The following is an 18,891-nucleotide window of genomic DNA, read 5'->3' as shown; positions in this document are numbered from 1 at the left end:
GAGGTAGCGATGGCGAAGCTTTCGATCACGGTGAACAAGGTTCGTTGCATCGGCAGCGGCGACTGCGTGGAAACGGCGCCGGCCGTGTTTCAACTCGACGCGGAGGGCAAGTCCGAAGTCGTCAACGCGGCGGGGGCCGGCGACTCGATAATCGTCTCGGCGGCGCGTTCGTGTCCGGTCAAGGCAATCACGGTGGTGGACGAAGCGGGCGTTCAGCTTTTTCCGCCGCCGAAGAAGTAGGTATCGGACTCCTCTTGGCGATACGCAAGCATCGCGCAGGTGAACTTGTAATCGAGCAGACTCGCGATTTCGGGGTGGTGCGGGCGATGCTGGCGCGCGGCGGCCTGATGACCGACGGAATTGAGTGGCCGGCCGCGTGTTACATCGTTGCGTATGTCGGCGATGCGGCGGTCGGAGTGATTGGCGTCGAGTCGAAGATCGACGCGGCGCTGATACGCTCGCTGTACGTGAATGAATCGATGCGCCGGCGCGGAATCGGCGGCGCGCTGCTGGCGGCGGCGCGCAAAGCCGCGCACACGCGCGGCGCGCGTCATCTGTATTTGTTCAGCATCGGCGCCGGTGAGTTTTTCGAGCGGCACGGTTTCAAGATGGTGGCCGTCGACGAAGTTATCGTGGCAATTCCCGGCATACCGCAGGTCGAGTATTATCGCGCGCGGCCTGAAGAGCTCGCGCGCGAGGCCGCTTATCATCTGGATGTTTCAGGCGATGGCGTGATCGAACGGTAAAGCTCAGTCTCTGGGGATATAGCGGCCTAGATATTTGCCCTTCGCAGTCGTCACCATCATATAAGGATTCGACTTCAGCAGTTTCACCCCGAGGTGCGGCGTCATGTCGGGGCGGATTGTTTGCGGTTTGGGGTTCATCGCATCAAGCGCGCGCGGCGCGGAGTTGGATTGTTCGATTGTGCCGAGCAGGACACCATCGGAGTCGAGCACGACGGCGCGCGGCGTTGGCGAATCGGGAGAACCTGGCGGGACGGAGTCTTCGGGGCCGAGGCGTAAGAGGTCATCGCGAGAGAACTCGGCGACGCGCACGCGGCCTGTGTAGTGAATCCAGAATTCGCGCAGGCCAGGCGCCAGGTTGTTCACGAAATACGGAAGCGCGCTTATCCGCTCTGAGAGCGGAGCATAGGGATCTGTGGGCATCCCGCGGACGATCCAGTCGGCCTTACCGCGGAGGTAGTGGCGGACGTCGGTGAATCCAAGCAGTTCGAGCTGCGCCGCAGCTCGGGCGCTAAGGTCTCACAACGAGTCTCGGCAGTAGACGACGACCGGGCGCGTGCGGTCGAGCGAGTTTGGCGCGTCGCGCAGGATGTGGCCGAGCGGAATCTGTACCGCGCCCTTGATGTGGGCGGCGTTGTACTCGTGCGAGGGCAACACGTCGACGATCTGCGCATCGCCGGACGCGAGCATACGGGCTAGCTCGCGATGTTGAATTTCGCGCACTGCTACGGTCAGCACCGCTGCGGGCGCATCGCAGCCAGAGCGGAGAGGGCGGCGTCCACGATCGTTTCGCCGCTGCCGGCGGCAATTCGCGCGGTATCGACTTCGTAGCCACCCTCAGCGTACGCGGCGCTTGTGGGGATGTAGCCGATCAGATCGTTGCAGTAGCCGGCCACAAAAGTTTGCGCGAAGTGCGGGTTTGCTTTTATCGCGAGGCCGAGCTCGATGAAGAGTTCGCCCGGGATGCCGACGATCGCGACGTTGCCGACAGCGACGATGGTCATCGCGGTCGCAAGTTCGCGGCGCGCCAGGTCGACGCGGCGGTCGCGGCGATTTTGCTCCTCGAGTGCTTCCAGAGCGCTCAGCGCCGACAGCGATTGTGCATGATGGTCGCGCAGGCGCTTCAACTGGTAGCCATCGCCGCCGCGATGGATGTCGAGCGAGGCCTGCGTCTCGGCGGCGCAATCGCGCGCGATGGAGAGGTCGGCGCTGAAATCTTTGAGCTTGAGATTCAGGGCGATTCTGCGGACGCCGATCTTAACGTCGCCTTGCGAGGGCGCGTGCTGGAGCGCGTCGAACGCGGCGCGGCCCATCGCGCGGCCCTGTTGTTCGGCGACTTCGAAGTTGCCGCGGCTGCGTGGATCGATGTTGCCGGTGGCACCCTGGAGGAAGATCGATATTGGGCGTTGGCCGCCACTGGCTACGGCCGCGCTTTCGATTTCGTCCATCGCGAAGCCGGGCCAGTCGCGCGAGTAGAGCAGGTTGTCCTCGCACAGCACGACGCCGTGGCATGGGTAGTTCATCAGGTACGCGATCCGAGTTCCGTTCGGGCGATACGCTGCGAGAACTTGCACTTCTGCGTCCGCAGGGCCGGAACGGTTGGCGGCAAGTTGGATCTGCCGATGAGGGCGCTTCAGGCGGCGATTGATTCCGAGCGCGAACGGCGCCGTAGCGGTGCGAAGCGTCGCAGGTTCCAGATTTTCGTTTGCATGAATGATCGCGGACGCGATCTTTGCGGGCAGTGCGCGCTCCCAATCGAGGTTGCGGCCTTCGGCCGGCTTCATGTCGGCGCGCGGCGTCGCGAAGATGTTGAAGGCGGGCGCGGAATGTGTGTGCGTCGCGCAGACCAGGATCGAAGCGGCGGGGATGCCGGTACTTTCGGCGACGCGCTCGCGAATGTCGTCGGCGATGCGAGCCCCCAGCGCGAGCAGATCAACGCCGGCGATGGCGATCTTGTTGGCGCCGTCGGATAACACGAGTGCTTGCGCGGCGAGGTCGTCGTGCACGCCCGTGTTGCGGCCGACGCGATTGCCGTAGCCGAGCATCGCGAGTCCGACGGGCGGATCGAGCTTTACGCGCGCGGCACCGGCGAAGAGGGGACTCATTGCAACCTGGCTGTGGCCAGCTCGGTGGCTCTGGAAGCCACTTTTGCGGATGCGGCGATGATGTCGTCAACGTCGCGGTCGTCGCCAAGCAGGCATTCGTGCGGTATCGAGACGATCGCGTGTTCGAACAGGCGTTCGGCGCCGGGACAATCGATCGCGGCGCTGTCGGGGTTTGCGCCGGCGAGCTCGCAGGCTTTGCGATAAGCGGCAGACTCGCGCGGGAAGAGTGCGGATCGATAGACAGGATCGTTGGCGACGCCGCACGGAATGCCCTCGGCGCGAAGGGCGCGGACGAATCGATTGCGCGACACGCCTAGCGCGGATTCGTCGACGAGAAATACAAATGCGTAGATGACTTCGCGCGTGACGCGTGGATCGCGCGCGACGGGAGCCAGCCCCTTGATGGCGCCGAGTCCTTCGCGCAGGCGGGCGGCGGCGCGGCTCTTGTGCTCGATCTGTTCGGGCAGGCGCGCGAGTTGCGCGAGCAGAATTCCGCATTGCCATTCCGTCATCCGGTAGTTCGCGCCCATCAGCGGGCCCTCGAAAGTGTCGCCGGGGCGGCGGCGTCCGCAATTGATCAGCGACTGACATCGCTGCTCGAGGTCGGGATCGCCGGTCACAATCATTCCTCCTTCGCCCGCGGTCATCGGCTTGGAGGACTGGAAACTAAAGCATCCGAGAGCGCCATAGGTGCCGACGCCGCGCTCGCGGAATCGAGCACCGGGGACGTGCGCGCAGTCTTCGACCAGTGGAATAGAATACGCGCGCGAAATTTCGGCGAGCGCGTCGAGGTCGGCGAGCGATGCGCCGTAGTGGACCGGAATGATGGCCTTGGTGCGGCGGGTGATGTGGCGCTCGACGGATTGGGGATCGATGCATGCGTTGACGGCGCTGATGTCGGCGAAGACCGGACGCGCCATGCACGCGATCGCGGCGTAGGGAGTCGCGGCGAAAGTGATCGCGGGGACGATGACCTCGTCGCCGGCGCCGATGCCGAGCGCTTTGAGGGCGACCTCAAGGGCGCTGGTGCCTGATGTCGTCGGGATTGCGAAGTGCGCGCCTTGATACGCGGCGAAGGCGGCGGCGAATTCGGCGGCCTTGCGATTGGGACTGGGATAACCGCCCCAGCTCGACGAGGTGAGGACGTCTTCGAGTTGCGCGCGTTCGCGGGCGTCGAAGACGGGCCACGCCGGGAAGGAGCGCGTGCGAAGGGGTTTGCCGCCGAGAATTGCGAGGGTGGAAGGCATTGGGGTTAATCTAAACTATTACTTTAAGTATATAATTGGTCCGCTAAGCTCTCCCCGACCTTGCTGAGACTCGCGTTTCGCTCGAGTCGCAGAACCCTCACCTAACCTCTCCCGTGAAATAACGGGCGAGGGATCAGGCGGGAACCTAATCCCCGCACGGGAACCACCAAGGGGAACCGGAATACGTGAAGATCAGGCGCGCATCGGCGCAACTCAGACCATCGAATAAAGCCGGAACGGGCGATTCCATACCATATGTTGTGATTTCGGGACGGCACGGCTCTATCGGTAGCTTCGTTCCGTCAGAAATTGGTTTTGGTGGAAACCGGCGTCGCCCGATTTCGGGCGACGCCGGGGTATGCTGACAAAGGCTCATACCTTAGAGGTAGCACAGAAAATCCGCCGGCGTCAGGCTGAACAGTTCATCCCGAAACGCTCTCGGCGTAGATGCTATTTGCGGGCGACTTCGGCAAGCACCGCAATCTCGGGGCGGCCGGCGAGCAGGGCGCCGATCTTGCCGCCGAATTTTTTCATGTGATCGGTCTTGCCGTGCGCGTCGAGCGCGGCTTGATCCTGGTAGACCTCGTAGTAGGTGAATTCGGTCGGGTCCTTGGTGTTCTTGTGCAGGATGTAGGCGAGGGTGCCGGGCTCGGCGGTTTTCACCGTCGCGATCATTTCCTTGCCGGCGGCTTCGAACTCGGCTTCCTTGCCGGGCTGCACTTTCAGTTTCGCAATCACAGTAATCGGCATCGTGGGTCTCCTTGAGAGTTCAAACTCAACTACCCTCGTATCCACATGCGCGCGGTTTTTCAAGGCGAAGCAGTGCATCCAATTCTGATCGAGGACGGCGGCGATGATAAGCGGAGCGCGCGAAGCGCGCGATCCAGGAGACCGGAACCGGGTTCGCGTGGCGCGAACCTGTCCGAGATCCGTTCCTCCCGTCGCTGGCGCTCCCTTCGTCAGGATGACAAAAGAGAGCGCGTCGCTGGCGCTCCCTCGTCAGGATGACAAAAGCAAGCGCCTGTTGCTGGGCTGGTCGGGTCTTTCATTGCGGGCCGCGGTCGATTAACGGTTGAAAGCCGTCTTTATCGGCGCGAGGATCAGCAGGGGAGAAGACCATCACATGCTGGGTTTTGATTTGACCGACGAACAGCGCGAGCTGAAAGAGCTGGCGCATAAGTTTGCCGAGCAGGAAATAATTCCACGCGCGCGCGAATACGACGAGAAAGAAATTTTTCCGGTGGACGTGTGCGAGAAAGCATTCGCGGCGGGGCTGATGAACTTCGGAGTGCCGAAGGAGATGGGCGGGCCGGGACTCGGCGTGCTCGACACCAGCCTGATCGTCGAGGAGCTGAACTACGGATGTGCGGGAATCTCGAACGCGGTGGGAGCCAACGACCTGGCGACGCTGCCGATTCTGATCGCGGGCAACGACGAGCAGAAGCGCACCTACCTCTGGCAGCTGGTGAAGAAGCTGACGTTCTGCGCGTTCGCGATAACGGAGCCGGGCGCGGGCTCGGACGTCGCCGCGATGAGCACGACGTATCGGCGCGAGGGCGACGAGTTCATCCTCAACGGCACCAAGCATTTCATCTCGAACGGCTCGCGCGCGGACTGGTACGTCACGTTTGCGACCTCAGACAAGCGGCTCAAGCACAAGGGCATCTCGTGCTTCGTGTTTCCGTCGAGCGTGCCGGGGATCACGCGCAACCGGATGCACGGAAAGCTCGGGCAGCGCGCGGCCGACACCGGCGAAATTTTTTACGAGGACGTGCGAATTCCGGCCAGCGCACTGGTCGGGCGCGAGGGCGAGGGCTTCAAGTACGCTATGGCGACGTTCGATCACAGCCGGCCGGAGATTGGCGCGATCGCGATCGGGATTGCGCAGCGCGCGCTCGACGAATGCCTCAAGTACTCGAAGCAGCGCAACGCGTTCGGGCAGCCGATCGCGAACTTCCAGGCGATTCAGTTCATGATGGCTGACATGGCGATTCAAATCGAAGCGATGCGGCTGCTGACGTACAAGGCGGCGTGGCTGGTCGATCGCGGCGAGGGCGCCAACACGATTTCGGCGTATGCGAAGGCATTCAGCGCCGACGCGACGATGGAGATCACGACTAACGCGGTGCAGATATTCGGCGGCTACGGCTACATGAAGGAGTACCCGGTCGAGAAGCTGATGCGCGATGCCAAGCTGCTGCAGATTTACGAGGGCACGTCGCAGATCCAGCGCGTCGTGATCGCGCGCAACCTGCTGAAGGAGTGAGCGGTAGGACTACGAAAGAACTTAATTGAAATGAAACCCACCGTGGGTTTCAAACTTCCTTGGGCAGGGGTGACCCCTGCACCCAATGCCAAGAGAAGATGCGGGAATCGTCCCTGTTAGAACTGGGTGACGAGAGAGCGTCAGTCCGCGGGGGTTGCGACGGGATGCGGAATTGGGGGGTCCTGGTCGGCGGGTTCGTTGCCGGTGACGGAGCCGACGTAACCGCCCTGGTGATAGACGTCGACCTGGCCGGTGGTCGGATCCGGCAGCAGGTTCCATTCGTCGGGCGGCGGCTGTCCGGGATTGGGCGGCATATAAACGATGGGCGCGGGGGCAGGTGGCGGAGGAGGCGGCGTCGCGGAGCATGCGGCGATCGCGAGCGATAGAAGCAAGGGAAACGCAGCTTGCGAAATCTTCCGATTCATGATGCGGCGCGGATTCGCGCGGACAAGACTCAAATTATCTTGTCGGGAGAATCCAGCAATCGCAAGCGGCGCGGCGAGAGGGCGTGCTACTTTCGCGGGATGCCGAGAACTTCGCGGAAGTGCGCGATTGATTTTTCGAGGCCGGGGCGGAGTGCGGTGTGCGGCTCCCATCCGAGGACTTTTTTCGCGAGCTCGATGTTTGGTTTGCGGCGTACGGGATCGTCGGCGCGCGGCGGCTTGATCACCACCTTAGATGAGCTGCCCGTGAGTTCGATGGCGAGTTTGGCGAGTTGCTCGATTGTAAATTCGTAGGGGTTGCCAATGTTCACCGGCCCGATGTGCGCGTCCTGATTCATCATGCGCACGAGCGCGTCGATGATGTCGTCAACGTAAGCGAACGATCGCGTCGAATTGCCGTCGCCATAAATTTCGAGATCTTCGCCGCGCAACGCTGCCACGCAGAAGTTCGAGACCACGCGGCCGTCGTTAATTGCCATCCGCGGGCCATAGGTGTTGAAGATGCGCACGATGCGGGTGTCGACGTTGTTCTGCCGGTGATAGTCCATCATGAGGCATTCGGCGACGCGCTTGCCCTCGTCGTAGCAGGAGCGCACGCCGATCGGATTGACGTGGCCCCAGTACGATTCGGTTTGCGGATGCTCCTCGGGATCGCCGTAAACTTCGCTGGTCGAAGTGAGCAGGATGCGCGCGCGCACGCGCTTGGCGAGGCCAAGCATGTTGATCGTGCCCATCACGGAGGTCTTGATGGTCTTCACCGGGTTGTACTGGTAATGCACGGGCGACGCGGGGCACGCGAGGCTGAAGATGCGATCGACTTCGAGCAGAATTGGCTCGACGACGTCGTGGCGGATGAATTCGAAATTGCGGTTGCCGAGCAGGTGCATGATGTTGGCGCGCTTGCCGCTGAAGAAGTTGTCGAGGCAAATGACCTCGTGCCCGTCGTTGAGCAGGCGCTCGCATAGATGAGAGCCGAGGAATCCCGCGCCGCCGGTTACCAGTGTCCGCACAGTTGTTCTCCCGTGTCAGCGGCGGTTTTCGCGCGCGATGGCGCGAACGGTTTCGATCACGTAGGCGACGTCGTCGTCGGTCATCGCGGCGTAGATGGGGAGCGACAGGCAGCGGCTGAAGATGTCCTCGGCGACGGGAAAATCGCCGTCGCGATAGCCGTACATGCGCTGGTAGTAATGCATCGTGTGCAACGGGATGCAGTGCACGGAGCATCCGACGCCGCGCTCGCGCAGCATCTCGACGAACTGATTGCGGCCGAGCTTGAGCCGCTCGGGGCGGAGGCGCAGCACGTAGAGATGCCAGGCGTGCTCGATGCCGGGCTCGGAGTACGCGGGCTGCAGCGCGTCGTCGCCGCGGAAGGCCTCGTTGTAGGCGCGCGCGATTTCGCCGCGGCGTCGCATGAAGTCGTCGGCGCGCTTGAGCTGGGCCAAGCCGATGGCGGCGTGCACGTCGGATAGGTTGTACTTGAAGCCCATGTCGTGGATTTCGTAGTACCACGAGCCGCTCTTGTCGTAGCGCTTCCACGCGTCCTTGTTCATCCCGTGCAGGCTGGCGACGGCGATTTTTTCGGCGAGCGCGTCGTCGGCAGTCGTGATCATGCCGCCTTCGACGGTGGTGAAATTTTTGGTGGCGTAGAAACTGAAGCAGGTGAGGTCGCCGATGGTGCCGATCTTCGCCATCCCGCGTCCGTCCATGTGGCGCGCGGAGCCGGCCGCATGCGCGGCATCCTCGACGACTTTCAAATCGTAATTGCGCGCGATGTTGAGGATGCGATCCATGTCGCAAGCGTGGCCGGCGAAGTGCACGGGCAGGATCGCGCGGACGCGCCGGTTGGCGCCGCTCTCGAGCGCCTCCTCGATGCGCGCCGGGTTGATGTTGAAGGTGCCGGGATCGACGTCGACGAACACCGGACGCGCGCCGAGGTAGCCGAGAATCTCGGCTGTCGCGGTGAAGGTGAACGGCGTGGTGATGACTTCGTCGCCGGGGGCGATGCCGAGCGCCCACAGCGAAAGATGGAGCGCGCCCGTGCAATGCGAAAGGGCGAGCGCGTGTTTGGCGCCGACGTAGCCGGCGAAATCCTGCTCGAAGCGCTTGGCCTTGGGGCCGGTGGTGATCCATCCGGAGCGCAGCGTATCAAGCACCTCGCGCTCCTCGTCGGGTCCGATCGACGGACGATGAAATGCTACTTGTCGCATCGCGTGTGATTCGGTTGAAATCAGCGGAGTCCCGTGCGCCGGGTTAGTTTCGGAGTATAAGGGATAGGGCAAAAGCGGAGCAAGGCAGACTCGATGAGGCGCGCAGGATGGGCCGCGGCAGCGGCGGTGATTGGATGGTACGTGTTCGCGCTTTGGATTTTGCATCCGCTGACCGACGCGCCGGTGGTGGATAGCTGGCTGTACGTCTCGGCCGTGCGACGGTTTCTGCGCACCGGCGAGATAAGATTCGCCGGCTTCACGCAGGCGATGCCGATAGCGCAGGTGTACTACGGCGTGGGGTGGGCGCATGCGTTCGGCGCGAACTCAGTGTCGCTCGAGATCTCAACAGTTGTACTCGCGGTGCTGTGCGGAGTGATGTTCCATGCGCTCGCGATCAGATGCGGCGCGCCGCGATGGCAGGCGTTGGCGGCGACGGGCCTGCTGATCTGCAATCCATGTTTCACGTTCCTGAGTTTTTCGTTCATGACCGAAATTCCGTTCCTGACCGCGATGGTCGCGGCGCACCTGTGCTTCGCGAAGGCGGAAGGGACGCGCGAGCAATTGTGGATGTGGCTGGCTGCCGCGCTGGCAGTGATGGGTTTTCTGATTCGGCCCTTCGGCGCGATGGCGATAGCGGGCTGCGTCGGCGCGATGCTCCTCTACGACACGGGTCTGCCAGGATTGAATCGTTGGGATCGCGCGCGCTTGATCAGGTCGATCAAGATGATCGCGCCGTTCGCCGTGGCGCTGACAATCTGCACGGGGCTCTGGATCTGGCTGACGGTGTTGGGTCCGAAGCCGTGGGATTTGCAGCGCGAGGAAAATCACTTCCGCTACATTTTCATGGTGCCGATCGCGAACTACCTTCGCGCGGGTGTGCTCGGCCCGGCGCTATACCTGGGCACGGTGCTGTCGCCGCTTGCGATTCTGCAGCTCACGACGGCGCGCTGGCGCCGCGTCGTGATGGGCGGCGCGGGGATTTTCGCGGCCGCGCTGATCCTCATGCGGATGGACCATCGGCTGCCCGTGACCCCCGAGTACAGTTGCTTCGGCGGATGGCACAACGTGCTGGTGCTGCGCGGGCAGGTGAATCGTTTTTCATGGGAGGGCGACTGGCAGTATGTGTTCCTTGCGCTGGCGAGCTTCGGTGCCGCCGGATTTGTCGCCGCGTTCGCGGAAATTGTCCGGACACTTGGCCGCGCCGGCGCCGCGATCGTCATAGCGGCGATGATTTATTGGTTGGCGACGATACCGCTGTGGTTCTACAACGACCGCTACTACCTGGTGCTGGTCCCGGCCGGAGCGATCGTGCTTGCGCTCGCGCCGCTGCCACGACGCAGGCTGGTCATCGCGGCGGGATTCGCGATGACGCTTGCTATGGGCCTGATGTCGCTCGGCGGCACACTCGCGTATCAGCGCGGGATGGGCGTGATCCTTGCGACGCTCAACGAACTGGAACGTGAGGGAGTTCCGCGTTCAGCGATCGACGCCGGCTATGCGCTCAACGGCGAGGATCTCTATCGATATCCCAAACATGGGATTGAGACGATGAAGCTCGAAGCCGGAATCCCGATGATCACGTCGCGGAAAATGGACGAATACACGATCGCCAGCGAGCCGATCGCCGGCACGGAAGTCGTCAAGCGGCTGGAGTGGCCGGGGCCGTTCGGGTTCGGCCATCGGTACTTCTACCTGGTGAAAAGGCAGATCGCGGCCGATGGCGGCAATCCGCCAAGCGCGGCGCCAGCGGCACCGCCGCAGAAAAACTAGCTCGCGCTGCCGGGCGCCGGACCCTGCATCACGTAGGTCGGGACGCCGGACTTCTGCTCGACCGCCTTTTCCAGCTTCTGCATGTCGATCTGGTCGGCGATTCTCTGACGTTGCGCTTCCTTCTGCGCGTAGGCCCACAGCCCCGCGTACATGCCGTACAGATCGTCGTGGACTTCGACGTAGAGCGAGTCGCCGCGCCATCCAAATTTTACCGGCTGATAGACAAACATCCCGGGCGTGCCGATTTTCACCTTGTTGAAGAAGCGCTCGATGTCTTCGGGATACAGCCGGATGCATCCGTGGCTGACTTCCATGCCGACGCCCCACGGCACGTTGGTGCCGTGAAAAGCATACTCGGGCAGCGTCAGTTCGATGCGGTAGTGGCCGAGCGGATTGTCGGGATCGTCGCCGGAGACTACGTGCTCCGCTTCGCCGTCACGCTCGAGATGTTCCTCGTAGATGTCCTGCGGCACCACCCACGTCGGATTGCGCGTCTTGCCGCGGACCGTGAAATTGCCGACCGGAGTCTTCCAATCGAAACGCCCGAGGCCCACCGGGAACGAGTACACCACCGTCGGCGTGACTCCGCCCGCATGCTTTTTTCCGGGCACGAACTTGGCGGTCGTCACTTTACCTTTGCTGTGAAGCGGCCCGGTCGGAGACGGAAAATAATAGTAGATCCGCATCTCGGGGATATTCATCACGATTCCGACGTGCGGTGTATCGGGCAGGATGTGCTCGTCGGGCAGAATTATCACGCGGCCGGCCGGCGGCGCCCACCAGTCGATTCCGGTGTTGGCGTCGGAGATTTCCTTCGCCGTCACGCCGAACCATCGCCCGACATCGAGCAGCGTGTCGCCCTTCTGTATCTGGTACGTTATCAGATTGCCGATGATGTCGTCCTTGCCGTGCGGGAGCGGGTACGCATACAGCGGACGTTTCTCGAATTCGTCCTCGGTCCATGCGCCGTGCGCCGCGGGGATCGCGACCAACGCGATTAGGAACAGGGCTGGGAAAAATCGAATCGCGATATCAATGAAGCGCTTCATGAACTTCCAGGTTTTTTCGCCGACAAGTTCGCGAAAACCACGGCCGCGAGCACGCTTGCCTTCACTGAAATGATACCGGCGCGATCAGTCTGCAATCAACCTCAAGTTTGCGAACTTGAGCACAAGCAATTTAATTCCGCCGCGCTCGAAGTTAACCCACGCCTTGGCGCCGTCGCCTCGCCCCTCGCGCCGGCGAACGATTCCGCGTCCGAAAGTCGGATGAACGACGCGCGCGCCAACTGAAAGGGCGTCGCCGCCGGGACCGGGCTCGTCGTCGGGCAATTGGCTGTCGGCGTAATCGACGTACGCCTCGCGCGGCGACAGCGGGCGTACGGGCGAAGTCTGGCGTTCCGGCGCGATACGGCGAATCAAGGCGGGATCAACCTCGCGCAGGAATCGCGATTGACGCGACTCCTGGCGCACGCCGTAAATTTCGCGCGACAGCGTGTTCGTCAGATAGAGCAACTGCCGCGCCCGCGTCATGCCGACGTAGCAGAGGCGGCGCTCCTCCTCGACTTCCTCGTCGATATCGGCCGAGCGGCTATGCGGAAACAGGCCTTCCTCCATCCCCACGATGAACACGATCGGGTACTCAAGGCCCTTGGAGGTGTGCAGCGTCATCAGCGCGGCGCGTCCGCCGCTGGAATCGATCTGCTCGCTGTCGCTGACCAGCGCGACGCGTTCGAGGAACTCGGGGAGACCGCCTCCGGATTTCTCGGCGTCGAAGGCGCTGGCTGCGGTGAGCATCTCGGCGAGATTTTGTTTGCGCATCGAAGCGTCGTCGAGCGTGTCGAGGTAAGGCTCGAAGCCGCTGTGCGCCACAACTTCCTCGACGATTCCGCGAACGCTTAACTCGGGCAGGCGCGCGGCGAGATCGTGCATCCACGAATAGAGCGTCCCGGCCTGCTTAGCGATTCTGAGTGCGACCTTCGAGTAAGTCTCGAGTCGGCCCATCGCCTCGAACCCCGTGATGCGCTCGCGCGCGGCCAGCTCGGTTATCGCCTCGAAGGACTTCGCACCGATCCCGCGTGGCGGCGTGCCGACCATCCGTTCGAGGCTGACGGCGTCGGCGGGATTCGCGAGCACGCGCAGGTAAGCGAGCAAATCTTTGACGTCACGCTGTTCGTAAAATCGCACGCCGCCAACAACGTAGTAGGGGATTCTCCTGCGCACGAGGGCCTCTTCGATCGCGCGCGACTGGGCATTGACGCGGTAGAAGACGACGACGTCGGCCGCTCTGAATCCAGCGGAGCCGGTCAGCCGCGCAATTTCGAGCGCAATAAAGTCGGCCTCGTCGCGTTCGGTGACGCCGGTGTAGTAAGTGACCGGCTCGCCCGCGCCGTTTTCGGTCCACAGATTTTTGATTTTGCGTTCGGTGTTGTTGCGGATGACGGCGCCTGCGGCGGCGAGGATGGTTTTGGTCGAGCGGTAATTCTGTTCGAGCTTGAAAATCTGCGCGGCCGGGTAGTCGCGCTCGAAATCGAGGATGTTGCGGATGTCCGCGCCGCGCCAGCGATAGATCGATTGATCCTCGTCGCCGACCACGCACAGGTTTCCCGATCGCGCGGCGAGCGCCTTCACAATCAAATACTGGACGCGGTTGGTGTCCTGGTATTCGTCGACGAGCAGGTGCGCCGCGCGGCGCTGCCACTTCTCCAGGATTTCGGGAAAGCGTTGGAACAGGATCCAGGTTTGCAACTGCAAATCGCTGAAGTCCATCGCGTTCATCGCGCGCATCCGCTCCTGGTAGAGCCGGTAAATCTGCGCGATCGAGGCCTCGCGCCCGGGCTGAGCGCTCGCAAGCATTTCCTCTGGCGAGATGGCCTCGTTCTTGGCCTGCTCGATTCGCGCGCGCGCAAGTTCGAGCGGGGGAGAGTCGGCCAGCGCGGCGTCGTCGAGCACGCGGCGAACAGTGGTAAGCGAATCGCCTTCGTCCAGAATCGAAAAGTTGCAGTCGAAGCCGAGCGCGTGACCTTCCTGGCGCAGGATTCGCGCGCACGCCGAATGAAACGTGCTGACCCACGGCAGTCGCGAGTCGTCGCCGACGAGAGACGCGACCCGCTCGCGCATCTCGTTGGCGGCCTTGTTGGTGAACGTGACCGCCAGCATCTCGCCGGGCGATGCCTTGCGCTCGGCCAAAATGTGGGCGATACGGTAGGTCAGCGCGCGGGTTTTGCCCGAGCCCGCGCCGGCCAGGATGAGTATCGGGCCGTCGGGCGCGAGCACAGCGGCGCGTTGTTCAGGATTCAATTCGTCGAGATTCACGGTGACCGTCGCAGCTTCAAAACTTCGGGGCGGAGTAGATCAAGATAGCGGCTCCGGCGCGCGCGGCAAAGCGAGCGGATGAATTTGTGGCGACTTACGAACCACACGACAAATTTTACCGCAAGGCGCGTGCCATGGGATTGCCGTCGCGGGCGGCATTCAAGATCGAGGAAATAATCGCGCGCAACCGGCTCGTAGGCAGAGGTGCGCGAATCCTAGATTTGGGATGCGCGCCCGGCGGATGGCTAGCGATCCTCGTCGCGGCGGCGGGCCCGAGCGGACGCGTCGTGGGAGTCGATCTCGCACAGGTAAAGAATCCGCCGGCCGGCGCCATCACGATCGCCGGCGACATCCTCGATCCGACTGTCGCCGAACGCGTACGAAGCGAGCTTGGCGCACGCGCCGACCTGGTGACGAGCGACCTTGCGCCGAAACTGACCGGGATAGCGGCGCGCGACGAGGCGCGTTCGCGCGAGCTGATCGATACCGCGTTGAGCGTTGCTGCAACCATGCTGAAGCCAGGCGGCGCGATGGTCACGAAACTGTTCATGGGCGCGCAGTTCAAGGACATCGTGGATTCCTTCAAGCGGCATTTCGCAAACGTCGAGGTGACGCGCACCAAGGCAAGCCGCCCGGGATCGTCGGAGCTGTACATCGTGGCGCGCGAGTTCCGCGCCTGACTCGCCCTTGGCAACAGGCGCGTCGCGCGCGTAAGGTTTGAGCATGAAGGCTGTAGGCGGACGGCTTCTCTGCCTGCTGCTCCTGGCAGCAGTCGTGGCCGCCTGCTCGTGCGGCCGCTCGCCATTCAACTCGTCTGCCTCCGCGAAACCTTCACCCGACGACGTAAGAGTCCAGGTCGCGCGCGTCGGCTTTGACGATCAGACCGGCTCGAACTATGTGCTGCTGCTCGACGAGACCGAGTCGCGCGAACTGCCAATCATGATCGGCGAGAGCGAGGCGACCGCAATCTTGCTCGCACTGCACGGAATCAAGCCCCAGCGGCCGTTCACGCATGATTTGATTCGCTCGATCATCGGGCAGACCGGGAACAGCGTCGATCGAATCGTGATTGGCGATATGCGCGACGAGATCTATTTCGCGACGATTTACATGGACGGCGGCCGCTACACGATCGACAGCCGGCCCAGCGACGCCATCGCGCTCGCGATGAACATGAACGCACCGATTTACGTGAACAACAAACTTTTTGAGTTGTCGTCCACGATGGGCCTCGGCGCCGGCGGGAAGATTCCCAACACCGCGAGGGCTCTGGGACTGACGGTCGAGCAACTGACTCCCGACCTGGCGAGTGCGTTCGGCCAGGCTGACGCCCGCGGCGTGCTGGTGTCGGAAGTCGATCCGTCGGCGCAGAAGGCCGGCGTCGCGCGCGGCGACATCGTGGTCAAGGTGGGAGATCGCGAGGTCAAGGCGCTCGACGACTTCAGCCGCGATGCCGCGAGCATCAAGAGCGGCGCCGTGACGTTGACGTTGGATCGTGACGGCTCGAGTCGCACCATTACGCTTGCCGCCGACGGCGGCGCACGCTAAGCGGGGCTCGGCACTCGCGGGCCTTCGATGAATCGCGGGCGGCGCGCCCCTCTTATCCGATTCGCACGAGCACGCTTTCGATAAAACGCGGATCGATCTCCCGCTCGCCACCAAGATTCGCGAATTCCTCTTCGAGCAGGTTCAGGCAGGAATTCAGGAAGGCGGCGGTGCGCTTTCGCGTCGCGTCGTCCATCCGCTCGGCCAGTGCCTGATTGATCCTGGTGCGAAATTCGTCGCTGAGCGTGCCCGGCTGCCCGGTCATGATCGCCGCGCGCATCGCGGTCAACTTGCTGCCTTCGATCGGATCGATTGTCAGGCGGTTGTCCAGCGCCAGGCGCGCGAGGCCGGTCAGCACGAGCTGGCTAAGGCGAACTTCGCGCGCGGCCATTTGTGCGCGGAAGTTTGGCGATGAAATATCGATCGCGAACATCGCGCGGAACAATTCGGCGGCCGAATCGATCTGATCGAGAATCGCGTAGCTGAGATGCAAATCGCGCATACAGGCGAAATCGCGCATCTCGACCGCGCCACTACCGTCCAGGCCGCTGTAGAAGCGCGGCTGCCGCGCCATGAAGCCGGCCAAAGCTTCCTTGTATGGCGAATCGAGGTACGAAATCTCGCGCACCTTGACCGCGGAGAGGCCGAGCTTCTTGAGCGTCAACTCGGTGCTCGTGCGCAGATCAATTGTCAGGCTCACGCCGAGGCGGAAGAGCAGTTTCAGCGGCGTGTCGCGCAGATGCTCGATCGCATTTTGCAGGTCGCCGCCCGCTAGATGCTCGAGTGCAAGGTTCAGGTAGTGATGCGTCATCTCGACCGCGACGCGCACCGCTTCCAGATCGCCAAAGTCCACCGCACGCGCGACCAGCACCTGGTTGCTGACCATCGCCATCTCACTGCGGAGCTGGCGTTTTCCCTGCGCGGCGAATCCGGCGGTGAGCGCGGTGTTGAACAACGAGACGTCGCCGTCGGCAATTGCCGGGGCAATCTCGGGCGCAATCACTTCGGTATCGTCAGGCAGATCGGCGCGGCTGGGCGGCTCGTACCCGGCACGAATTGTCAGGAACTGCTCGGGCTTGAGGTACGCGAACACGCTTTGCGCCTCGAAGAAGTCGGGAAAGCCGCGGTCGTTGAGGCGGGCCCGCCGAAACTGGTAGGCCTCTTCTTCGAGCTCGGCCTCGACGCCCCAATAGATTTCCTCCATCAGGCCGGCGAAGTAGTTGTAGTCGCGCTCGAACGCCTCTTCGATGAAATCCGAGATGTGCTGCGAGATGGCGTCGTGGCGGATGAACTCGATCAGGTAATTTTCGTCGTACTGCGCAAATCGATTCGCGGTCGCGTCGGGCGAGGACGCCGCGTCGTCGATTCGATGCACTTTTATGTAGCCGCGCAACAGGATCGACATCATCTCCATGTCGAGGCCCATCAGCGCGTCGGCGAGCTTGCGCCGTCCGCCGTCGGCCATCGCCTCGATCCATTCGCGCATGCGATCCACGTTGGGGCGATCGCGGTTCCAGCAATCGAGATCGAACAGCGACTTGACCTGCTCGGGCATCGCGAGGCTGAGCAAGTCGCCGGCGTCGGCGCTGCCGATTTCCTTGAGGGTGTAGAAGAGTGTCTCGGGCGAAAACGATTGCACCAGCCGCTCGGCTTCAGGTGCGGAGAGAATCAGGTCACGCTTCTGGCGCGCAGGCAGGCCGTACAGGAACTCCAGCTTTTCCTGAAACGGAAGATTGAGAAATTCCGATTCGCCTCTTATTGCCATATCACTCGCAGGACTAGTCGCATCCGAACTGCAAAGTATCGCGCCGTTCCTCGAAGGATCAACTAAGCGTGGATCTTTCGCTAAACCCTGCCGTTAGATAAGATGTTTACAACGCATCAGAGCCGAATTCTTGGCCTCTCCCAACTCGAAACATCCTGTCGCACTAACAATCGCAGGCAGCGATCCCGGCGGCGGCGCTGGACTGCAGGCCGACCTCAAGACGTTCGCGGCGCTCGGCGTGTACGGCTATTCGGTCATCACCGAGGTGATTGCGCAGAACAGCTTCCGGGTTGCGGACGTCGAAAACGTATCGCCCGAGATGGTCGAGGCGCAGCTCGATACGCTCGCGCTGGAATGCGTTCCGCGCGCGGTCAAGACGGGAGCGCTGGCCAATGCGGCGATCGTCAAAACGGTTGCGCGCGCGATCGAGCGGCTCAAACTGCCGGCGCCGGTGGTTGATCCCGTGATCGTGTCCAGCAGCGGCGCGCTCCTGATCGGACCCAAGGGAGAACGCGCGATTCGTAAACGCCTGATTCCGATCGCGCGCATCGTAACGCCGAACATTGCCGAGGCTGAAGTACTGGCGCACATTCGAATCGATTCCGACGCGGCGATTCGCGAGGCCGCGATCAAGATTATTAAGCTGGGTGCGCGCGCGGTCGTCATCAAGGGCGGGCATCGCAAGGACAACCGGTTCGCGACGGATTTGTTTCACGACGGCCGCCGCTTTATCGAGCTCAAGAGCCCGCGAATCGCAGGCGGCGGCGCGCATGGAACGGGATGCGCCTTCTCCGCGGCGATCGCGGCGCATCTCGCGCGCGGCGCGAGTCTCGAGGACGCGGTCCGCGGCGCGAAGCGTTACGTGACCGCGGCGCTCAGGCACAGCTTCAAATTGGGGAAGGGGCGGGCGCTCCTCGATCACTTCGCGCGCGGCTGATCGACCTGCGCGATCGCCGGCACGTTGAATTCTTTCAGCGCGGCGCCGAGATTATGGCTCGGCGTTTCCGCGTCGCCCATTTTGAGCAGGGCGAATCGTTCGTCGCCGTCCAGCCGCGACCAGGTTGTGGCGTTCAGATCGAAGCCGGCTGTGCGCGCGTGCACGACTGCTCGAGCCGGCGGCGACGCGGGCGGTTCTGCGGACGCTCTTTGCGCATCGGTGAGACACTTCGGCTCGACGCCGAGTCGCCGCTCCATCGCCTCGCGGATGAACACGCCGAGCGCATCGCACTCCTCGGCGGAATCGAACGGGAAATGGCAGATTGCGAGCCGCTCGCCGCGATCCAGCGACTTCCATTGTTGGAGCCCGATTTTAAGGCCGACGCGATCGAGCTTGCGTCGCACCGCCATCGGGACGCATTGCAGACTTTCGTGCATCTCGTCTTCAAACTTGAATTTGCGGATCATCTTTACCTCCGGCTCCCGGCGCAATTGTCAGGTTGCAATATGCAACCAACCGGATCAAGATCGCCAGCATCAATCGTGGTAT

The 18,891-nt window shown here is 62.7% G+C and carries 19 protein-coding genes; 7 read left to right on the top strand and 12 right to left on the bottom strand.

The annotated features are described in order from the left end of the window. The first annotated feature begins 9 nt into the window (after nucleotides 1-9). Together VJX68_RS00675 and VJX68_RS00670 are read left to right on the top strand one after the other, a co-directional pair. Nucleotides 10-240 carry a ferredoxin gene (locus VJX68_RS00675; protein WP_324093705.1) on the top strand — a complete coding sequence of 77 codons (231 nt, stop codon included), beginning with the start codon at nucleotides 10-12 and terminating at the stop codon, nucleotides 238-240. Nucleotides 241-254: 14 nt separating this feature from the next. Next, on the top strand, nucleotides 255-746 hold the full coding sequence (locus tag VJX68_RS00670; RefSeq protein WP_324093704.1) for a GNAT family N-acetyltransferase: 492 nt from the start codon (nucleotides 255-257) through the stop codon (nucleotides 744-746). A 3-nt stretch (nucleotides 747-749) separates the two neighbouring features. On the opposite strand, the gene VJX68_RS00665 is transcribed toward VJX68_RS00670, so the two are convergent. From VJX68_RS00665 to VJX68_RS00645, 5 genes are all read right to left on the bottom strand, one after another. Continuing rightward, nucleotides 750-1,166: a hypothetical protein gene (locus VJX68_RS00665; RefSeq protein WP_324093703.1), complete on the bottom strand. Its 417-nt coding sequence runs from the start codon at nucleotides 1,164-1,166 to the stop codon at nucleotides 750-752. A gap of 96 nt (nucleotides 1,167-1,262) precedes the next feature. Continuing rightward, on the bottom strand, nucleotides 1,263-1,481 hold the full coding sequence (locus VJX68_RS00660; protein ID WP_324093702.1) for a rhodanese-like domain-containing protein: 219 nt from the start codon (nucleotides 1,479-1,481) through the stop codon (nucleotides 1,263-1,265). Continuing rightward, nucleotides 1,475-2,848: a neutral/alkaline non-lysosomal ceramidase N-terminal domain-containing protein gene (locus tag VJX68_RS00655; protein ID WP_324093701.1), complete on the bottom strand. Its 1,374-nt coding sequence runs from the start codon at nucleotides 2,846-2,848 to the stop codon at nucleotides 1,475-1,477. Before VJX68_RS00655 ends, VJX68_RS00660 begins: the two co-directional genes overlap by 7 nt. Continuing rightward, a complete protein-coding gene (locus VJX68_RS00650) occupies nucleotides 2,845-4,095 on the bottom strand; it encodes a DegT/DnrJ/EryC1/StrS family aminotransferase (protein WP_324093700.1) in 1,251 nt (416 codons plus the stop codon). Before VJX68_RS00650 ends, VJX68_RS00655 begins: the two co-directional genes overlap by 4 nt. Before the next feature lie 450 nt (nucleotides 4,096-4,545). Then, nucleotides 4,546-4,845, bottom strand: coding sequence for a putative quinol monooxygenase (locus VJX68_RS00645; protein ID WP_324093699.1), 300 nt, complete (start codon nucleotides 4,843-4,845; stop codon nucleotides 4,546-4,548). 373 nt (nucleotides 4,846-5,218) lie between these two features. Between VJX68_RS00645 and VJX68_RS00640 the strand changes: the two genes are divergently transcribed. Further along, on the top strand, nucleotides 5,219-6,361 hold the full coding sequence (locus VJX68_RS00640; RefSeq protein ID WP_324093698.1) for an acyl-CoA dehydrogenase family protein: 1,143 nt from the start codon (nucleotides 5,219-5,221) through the stop codon (nucleotides 6,359-6,361). A gap of 140 nt (nucleotides 6,362-6,501) precedes the next feature. On the opposite strand, the gene VJX68_RS00635 is transcribed toward VJX68_RS00640, so the two are convergent. The 3 genes from VJX68_RS00635 to VJX68_RS00625 form a co-directional block, all read right to left on the bottom strand. Further along, the gene (locus tag VJX68_RS00635; protein WP_324093697.1) at nucleotides 6,502-6,786 is read right to left on the bottom strand and encodes a hypothetical protein; all 285 of its coding nucleotides are present in this window, start codon (nucleotides 6,784-6,786) and stop codon (nucleotides 6,502-6,504) included. Nucleotides 6,787-6,872: 86 nt separating this feature from the next. Further along, nucleotides 6,873-7,814 carry a UDP-glucuronic acid decarboxylase family protein gene (locus tag VJX68_RS00630; RefSeq protein ID WP_324093696.1) on the bottom strand — a complete coding sequence of 314 codons (942 nt, stop codon included), beginning with the start codon at nucleotides 7,812-7,814 and terminating at the stop codon, nucleotides 6,873-6,875. A 15-nt stretch (nucleotides 7,815-7,829) separates the two neighbouring features. Further along, on the bottom strand, nucleotides 7,830-9,011 hold the full coding sequence (locus tag VJX68_RS00625) for a DegT/DnrJ/EryC1/StrS family aminotransferase (RefSeq protein ID WP_324093695.1): 1,182 nt from the start codon (nucleotides 9,009-9,011) through the stop codon (nucleotides 7,830-7,832). Between the two features lie 93 nt (nucleotides 9,012-9,104). Between VJX68_RS00625 and VJX68_RS00620 the strand changes: the two genes are divergently transcribed. After that, nucleotides 9,105-10,781, top strand: coding sequence for an ArnT family glycosyltransferase (locus VJX68_RS00620; protein ID WP_324093694.1), 1,677 nt, complete (start codon nucleotides 9,105-9,107; stop codon nucleotides 10,779-10,781). On the opposite strand, the gene VJX68_RS00615 is transcribed toward VJX68_RS00620, so the two are convergent. Together VJX68_RS00615 and VJX68_RS00610 are read right to left on the bottom strand one after the other, a co-directional pair. Next, nucleotides 10,778-11,830: a L,D-transpeptidase family protein gene (locus tag VJX68_RS00615; protein WP_324093693.1), complete on the bottom strand. Its 1,053-nt coding sequence runs from the start codon at nucleotides 11,828-11,830 to the stop codon at nucleotides 10,778-10,780. The genes VJX68_RS00620 and VJX68_RS00615 overlap by 4 nt on opposite strands. An 84-nt stretch (nucleotides 11,831-11,914) precedes the next feature. Next, nucleotides 11,915-14,095 carry an ATP-dependent helicase gene (locus VJX68_RS00610; RefSeq protein WP_324093692.1) on the bottom strand — a complete coding sequence of 727 codons (2,181 nt, stop codon included), beginning with the start codon at nucleotides 14,093-14,095 and terminating at the stop codon, nucleotides 11,915-11,917. An 86-nt stretch (nucleotides 14,096-14,181) separates the two neighbouring features. Between VJX68_RS00610 and VJX68_RS00605 the strand changes: the two genes are divergently transcribed. Then, nucleotides 14,182-14,775, top strand: a complete 594-nt coding sequence (locus VJX68_RS00605; protein ID WP_324093691.1) for an RlmE family RNA methyltransferase — start codon at nucleotides 14,182-14,184, stop codon at nucleotides 14,773-14,775. 43 nt (nucleotides 14,776-14,818) lie between these two features. After that, nucleotides 14,819-15,643: a bifunctional nuclease domain-containing protein gene (locus tag VJX68_RS00600; RefSeq protein WP_324093690.1), complete on the top strand. Its 825-nt coding sequence runs from the start codon at nucleotides 14,819-14,821 to the stop codon at nucleotides 15,641-15,643. 52 nt (nucleotides 15,644-15,695) lie between these two features. Here VJX68_RS00600 and VJX68_RS00595 read toward each other — a convergent pair whose 3' ends face one another. Further along, nucleotides 15,696-17,405, bottom strand: coding sequence for a DUF6178 family protein (locus VJX68_RS00595; protein ID WP_324093689.1), 1,710 nt, complete (start codon nucleotides 17,403-17,405; stop codon nucleotides 15,696-15,698). 130 nt (nucleotides 17,406-17,535) lie between these two features. Here VJX68_RS00595 and thiD point away from each other — a divergent pair, with 130 nt between their 5' ends. Beyond that, on the top strand, nucleotides 17,536-18,342 hold the full coding sequence (gene thiD, locus VJX68_RS00590) for a bifunctional hydroxymethylpyrimidine kinase/phosphomethylpyrimidine kinase (protein ID WP_324093688.1): 807 nt from the start codon (nucleotides 17,536-17,538) through the stop codon (nucleotides 18,340-18,342). On the opposite strand, the gene VJX68_RS00585 is transcribed toward thiD, so the two are convergent. After that, a complete protein-coding gene (locus tag VJX68_RS00585) occupies nucleotides 18,324-18,809 on the bottom strand; it encodes a nitrate reductase associated protein (protein ID WP_324093687.1) in 486 nt (161 codons plus the stop codon). The genes thiD and VJX68_RS00585 overlap by 19 nt on opposite strands. Nucleotides 18,810-18,891 lie beyond the last annotated feature (82 nt).

Origin of the sequence: Binatus sp. (SeqCode) (genome assembly GCF_035272065.1) — a bacterium.
GTDB lineage: Bacteria > Desulfobacterota > Binatia > Binatales > Binataceae > Binatus.
Note: the sequence above shows the minus strand (reverse complement) of the source record. Positions and strands in the feature narration are given on the sequence as shown.

Excerpts from the sequence above, each read along its gene's own strand:
- VJX68_RS00675 (WP_324093705.1), top strand. The coding sequence starts at position 10 with ATGGCGAAGCTTTCGATCACGGTGAACAAGGTTCGTTGCATCGGCAGC.
- VJX68_RS00665 (WP_324093703.1), bottom strand. The coding sequence starts at position 1,166 with ATGCCCACAGATCCCTATGCTCCGCTCTCAGAGCGGATAAGCGCGCTT.
- VJX68_RS00655 (WP_324093701.1), bottom strand. The coding sequence starts at position 2,848 with ATGAGTCCCCTCTTCGCCGGTGCCGCGCGCGTAAAGCTCGATCCGCCC.
- VJX68_RS00650 (WP_324093700.1), bottom strand. The coding sequence starts at position 4,095 with ATGCCTTCCACCCTCGCAATTCTCGGCGGCAAACCCCTTCGCACGCGC.
- VJX68_RS00645 (WP_324093699.1), bottom strand. The coding sequence starts at position 4,845 with ATGCCGATTACTGTGATTGCGAAACTGAAAGTGCAGCCCGGCAAGGAA.
- VJX68_RS00640 (WP_324093698.1), top strand. The coding sequence starts at position 5,219 with ATGCTGGGTTTTGATTTGACCGACGAACAGCGCGAGCTGAAAGAGCTG.
- VJX68_RS00635 (WP_324093697.1), bottom strand. The coding sequence starts at position 6,786 with ATGAATCGGAAGATTTCGCAAGCTGCGTTTCCCTTGCTTCTATCGCTC.
- VJX68_RS00625 (WP_324093695.1), bottom strand. The coding sequence starts at position 9,011 with ATGCGACAAGTAGCATTTCATCGTCCGTCGATCGGACCCGACGAGGAG.
- VJX68_RS00620 (WP_324093694.1), top strand. The coding sequence starts at position 9,105 with ATGAGGCGCGCAGGATGGGCCGCGGCAGCGGCGGTGATTGGATGGTAC.
- VJX68_RS00615 (WP_324093693.1), bottom strand. The coding sequence starts at position 11,830 with ATGAAGCGCTTCATTGATATCGCGATTCGATTTTTCCCAGCCCTGTTC.
- VJX68_RS00600 (WP_324093690.1), top strand. The coding sequence starts at position 14,819 with ATGAAGGCTGTAGGCGGACGGCTTCTCTGCCTGCTGCTCCTGGCAGCA.
- VJX68_RS00595 (WP_324093689.1), bottom strand. The coding sequence starts at position 17,405 with ATGGCAATAAGAGGCGAATCGGAATTTCTCAATCTTCCGTTTCAGGAA.
- VJX68_RS00585 (WP_324093687.1), bottom strand. The coding sequence starts at position 18,809 with ATGATCCGCAAATTCAAGTTTGAAGACGAGATGCACGAAAGTCTGCAA.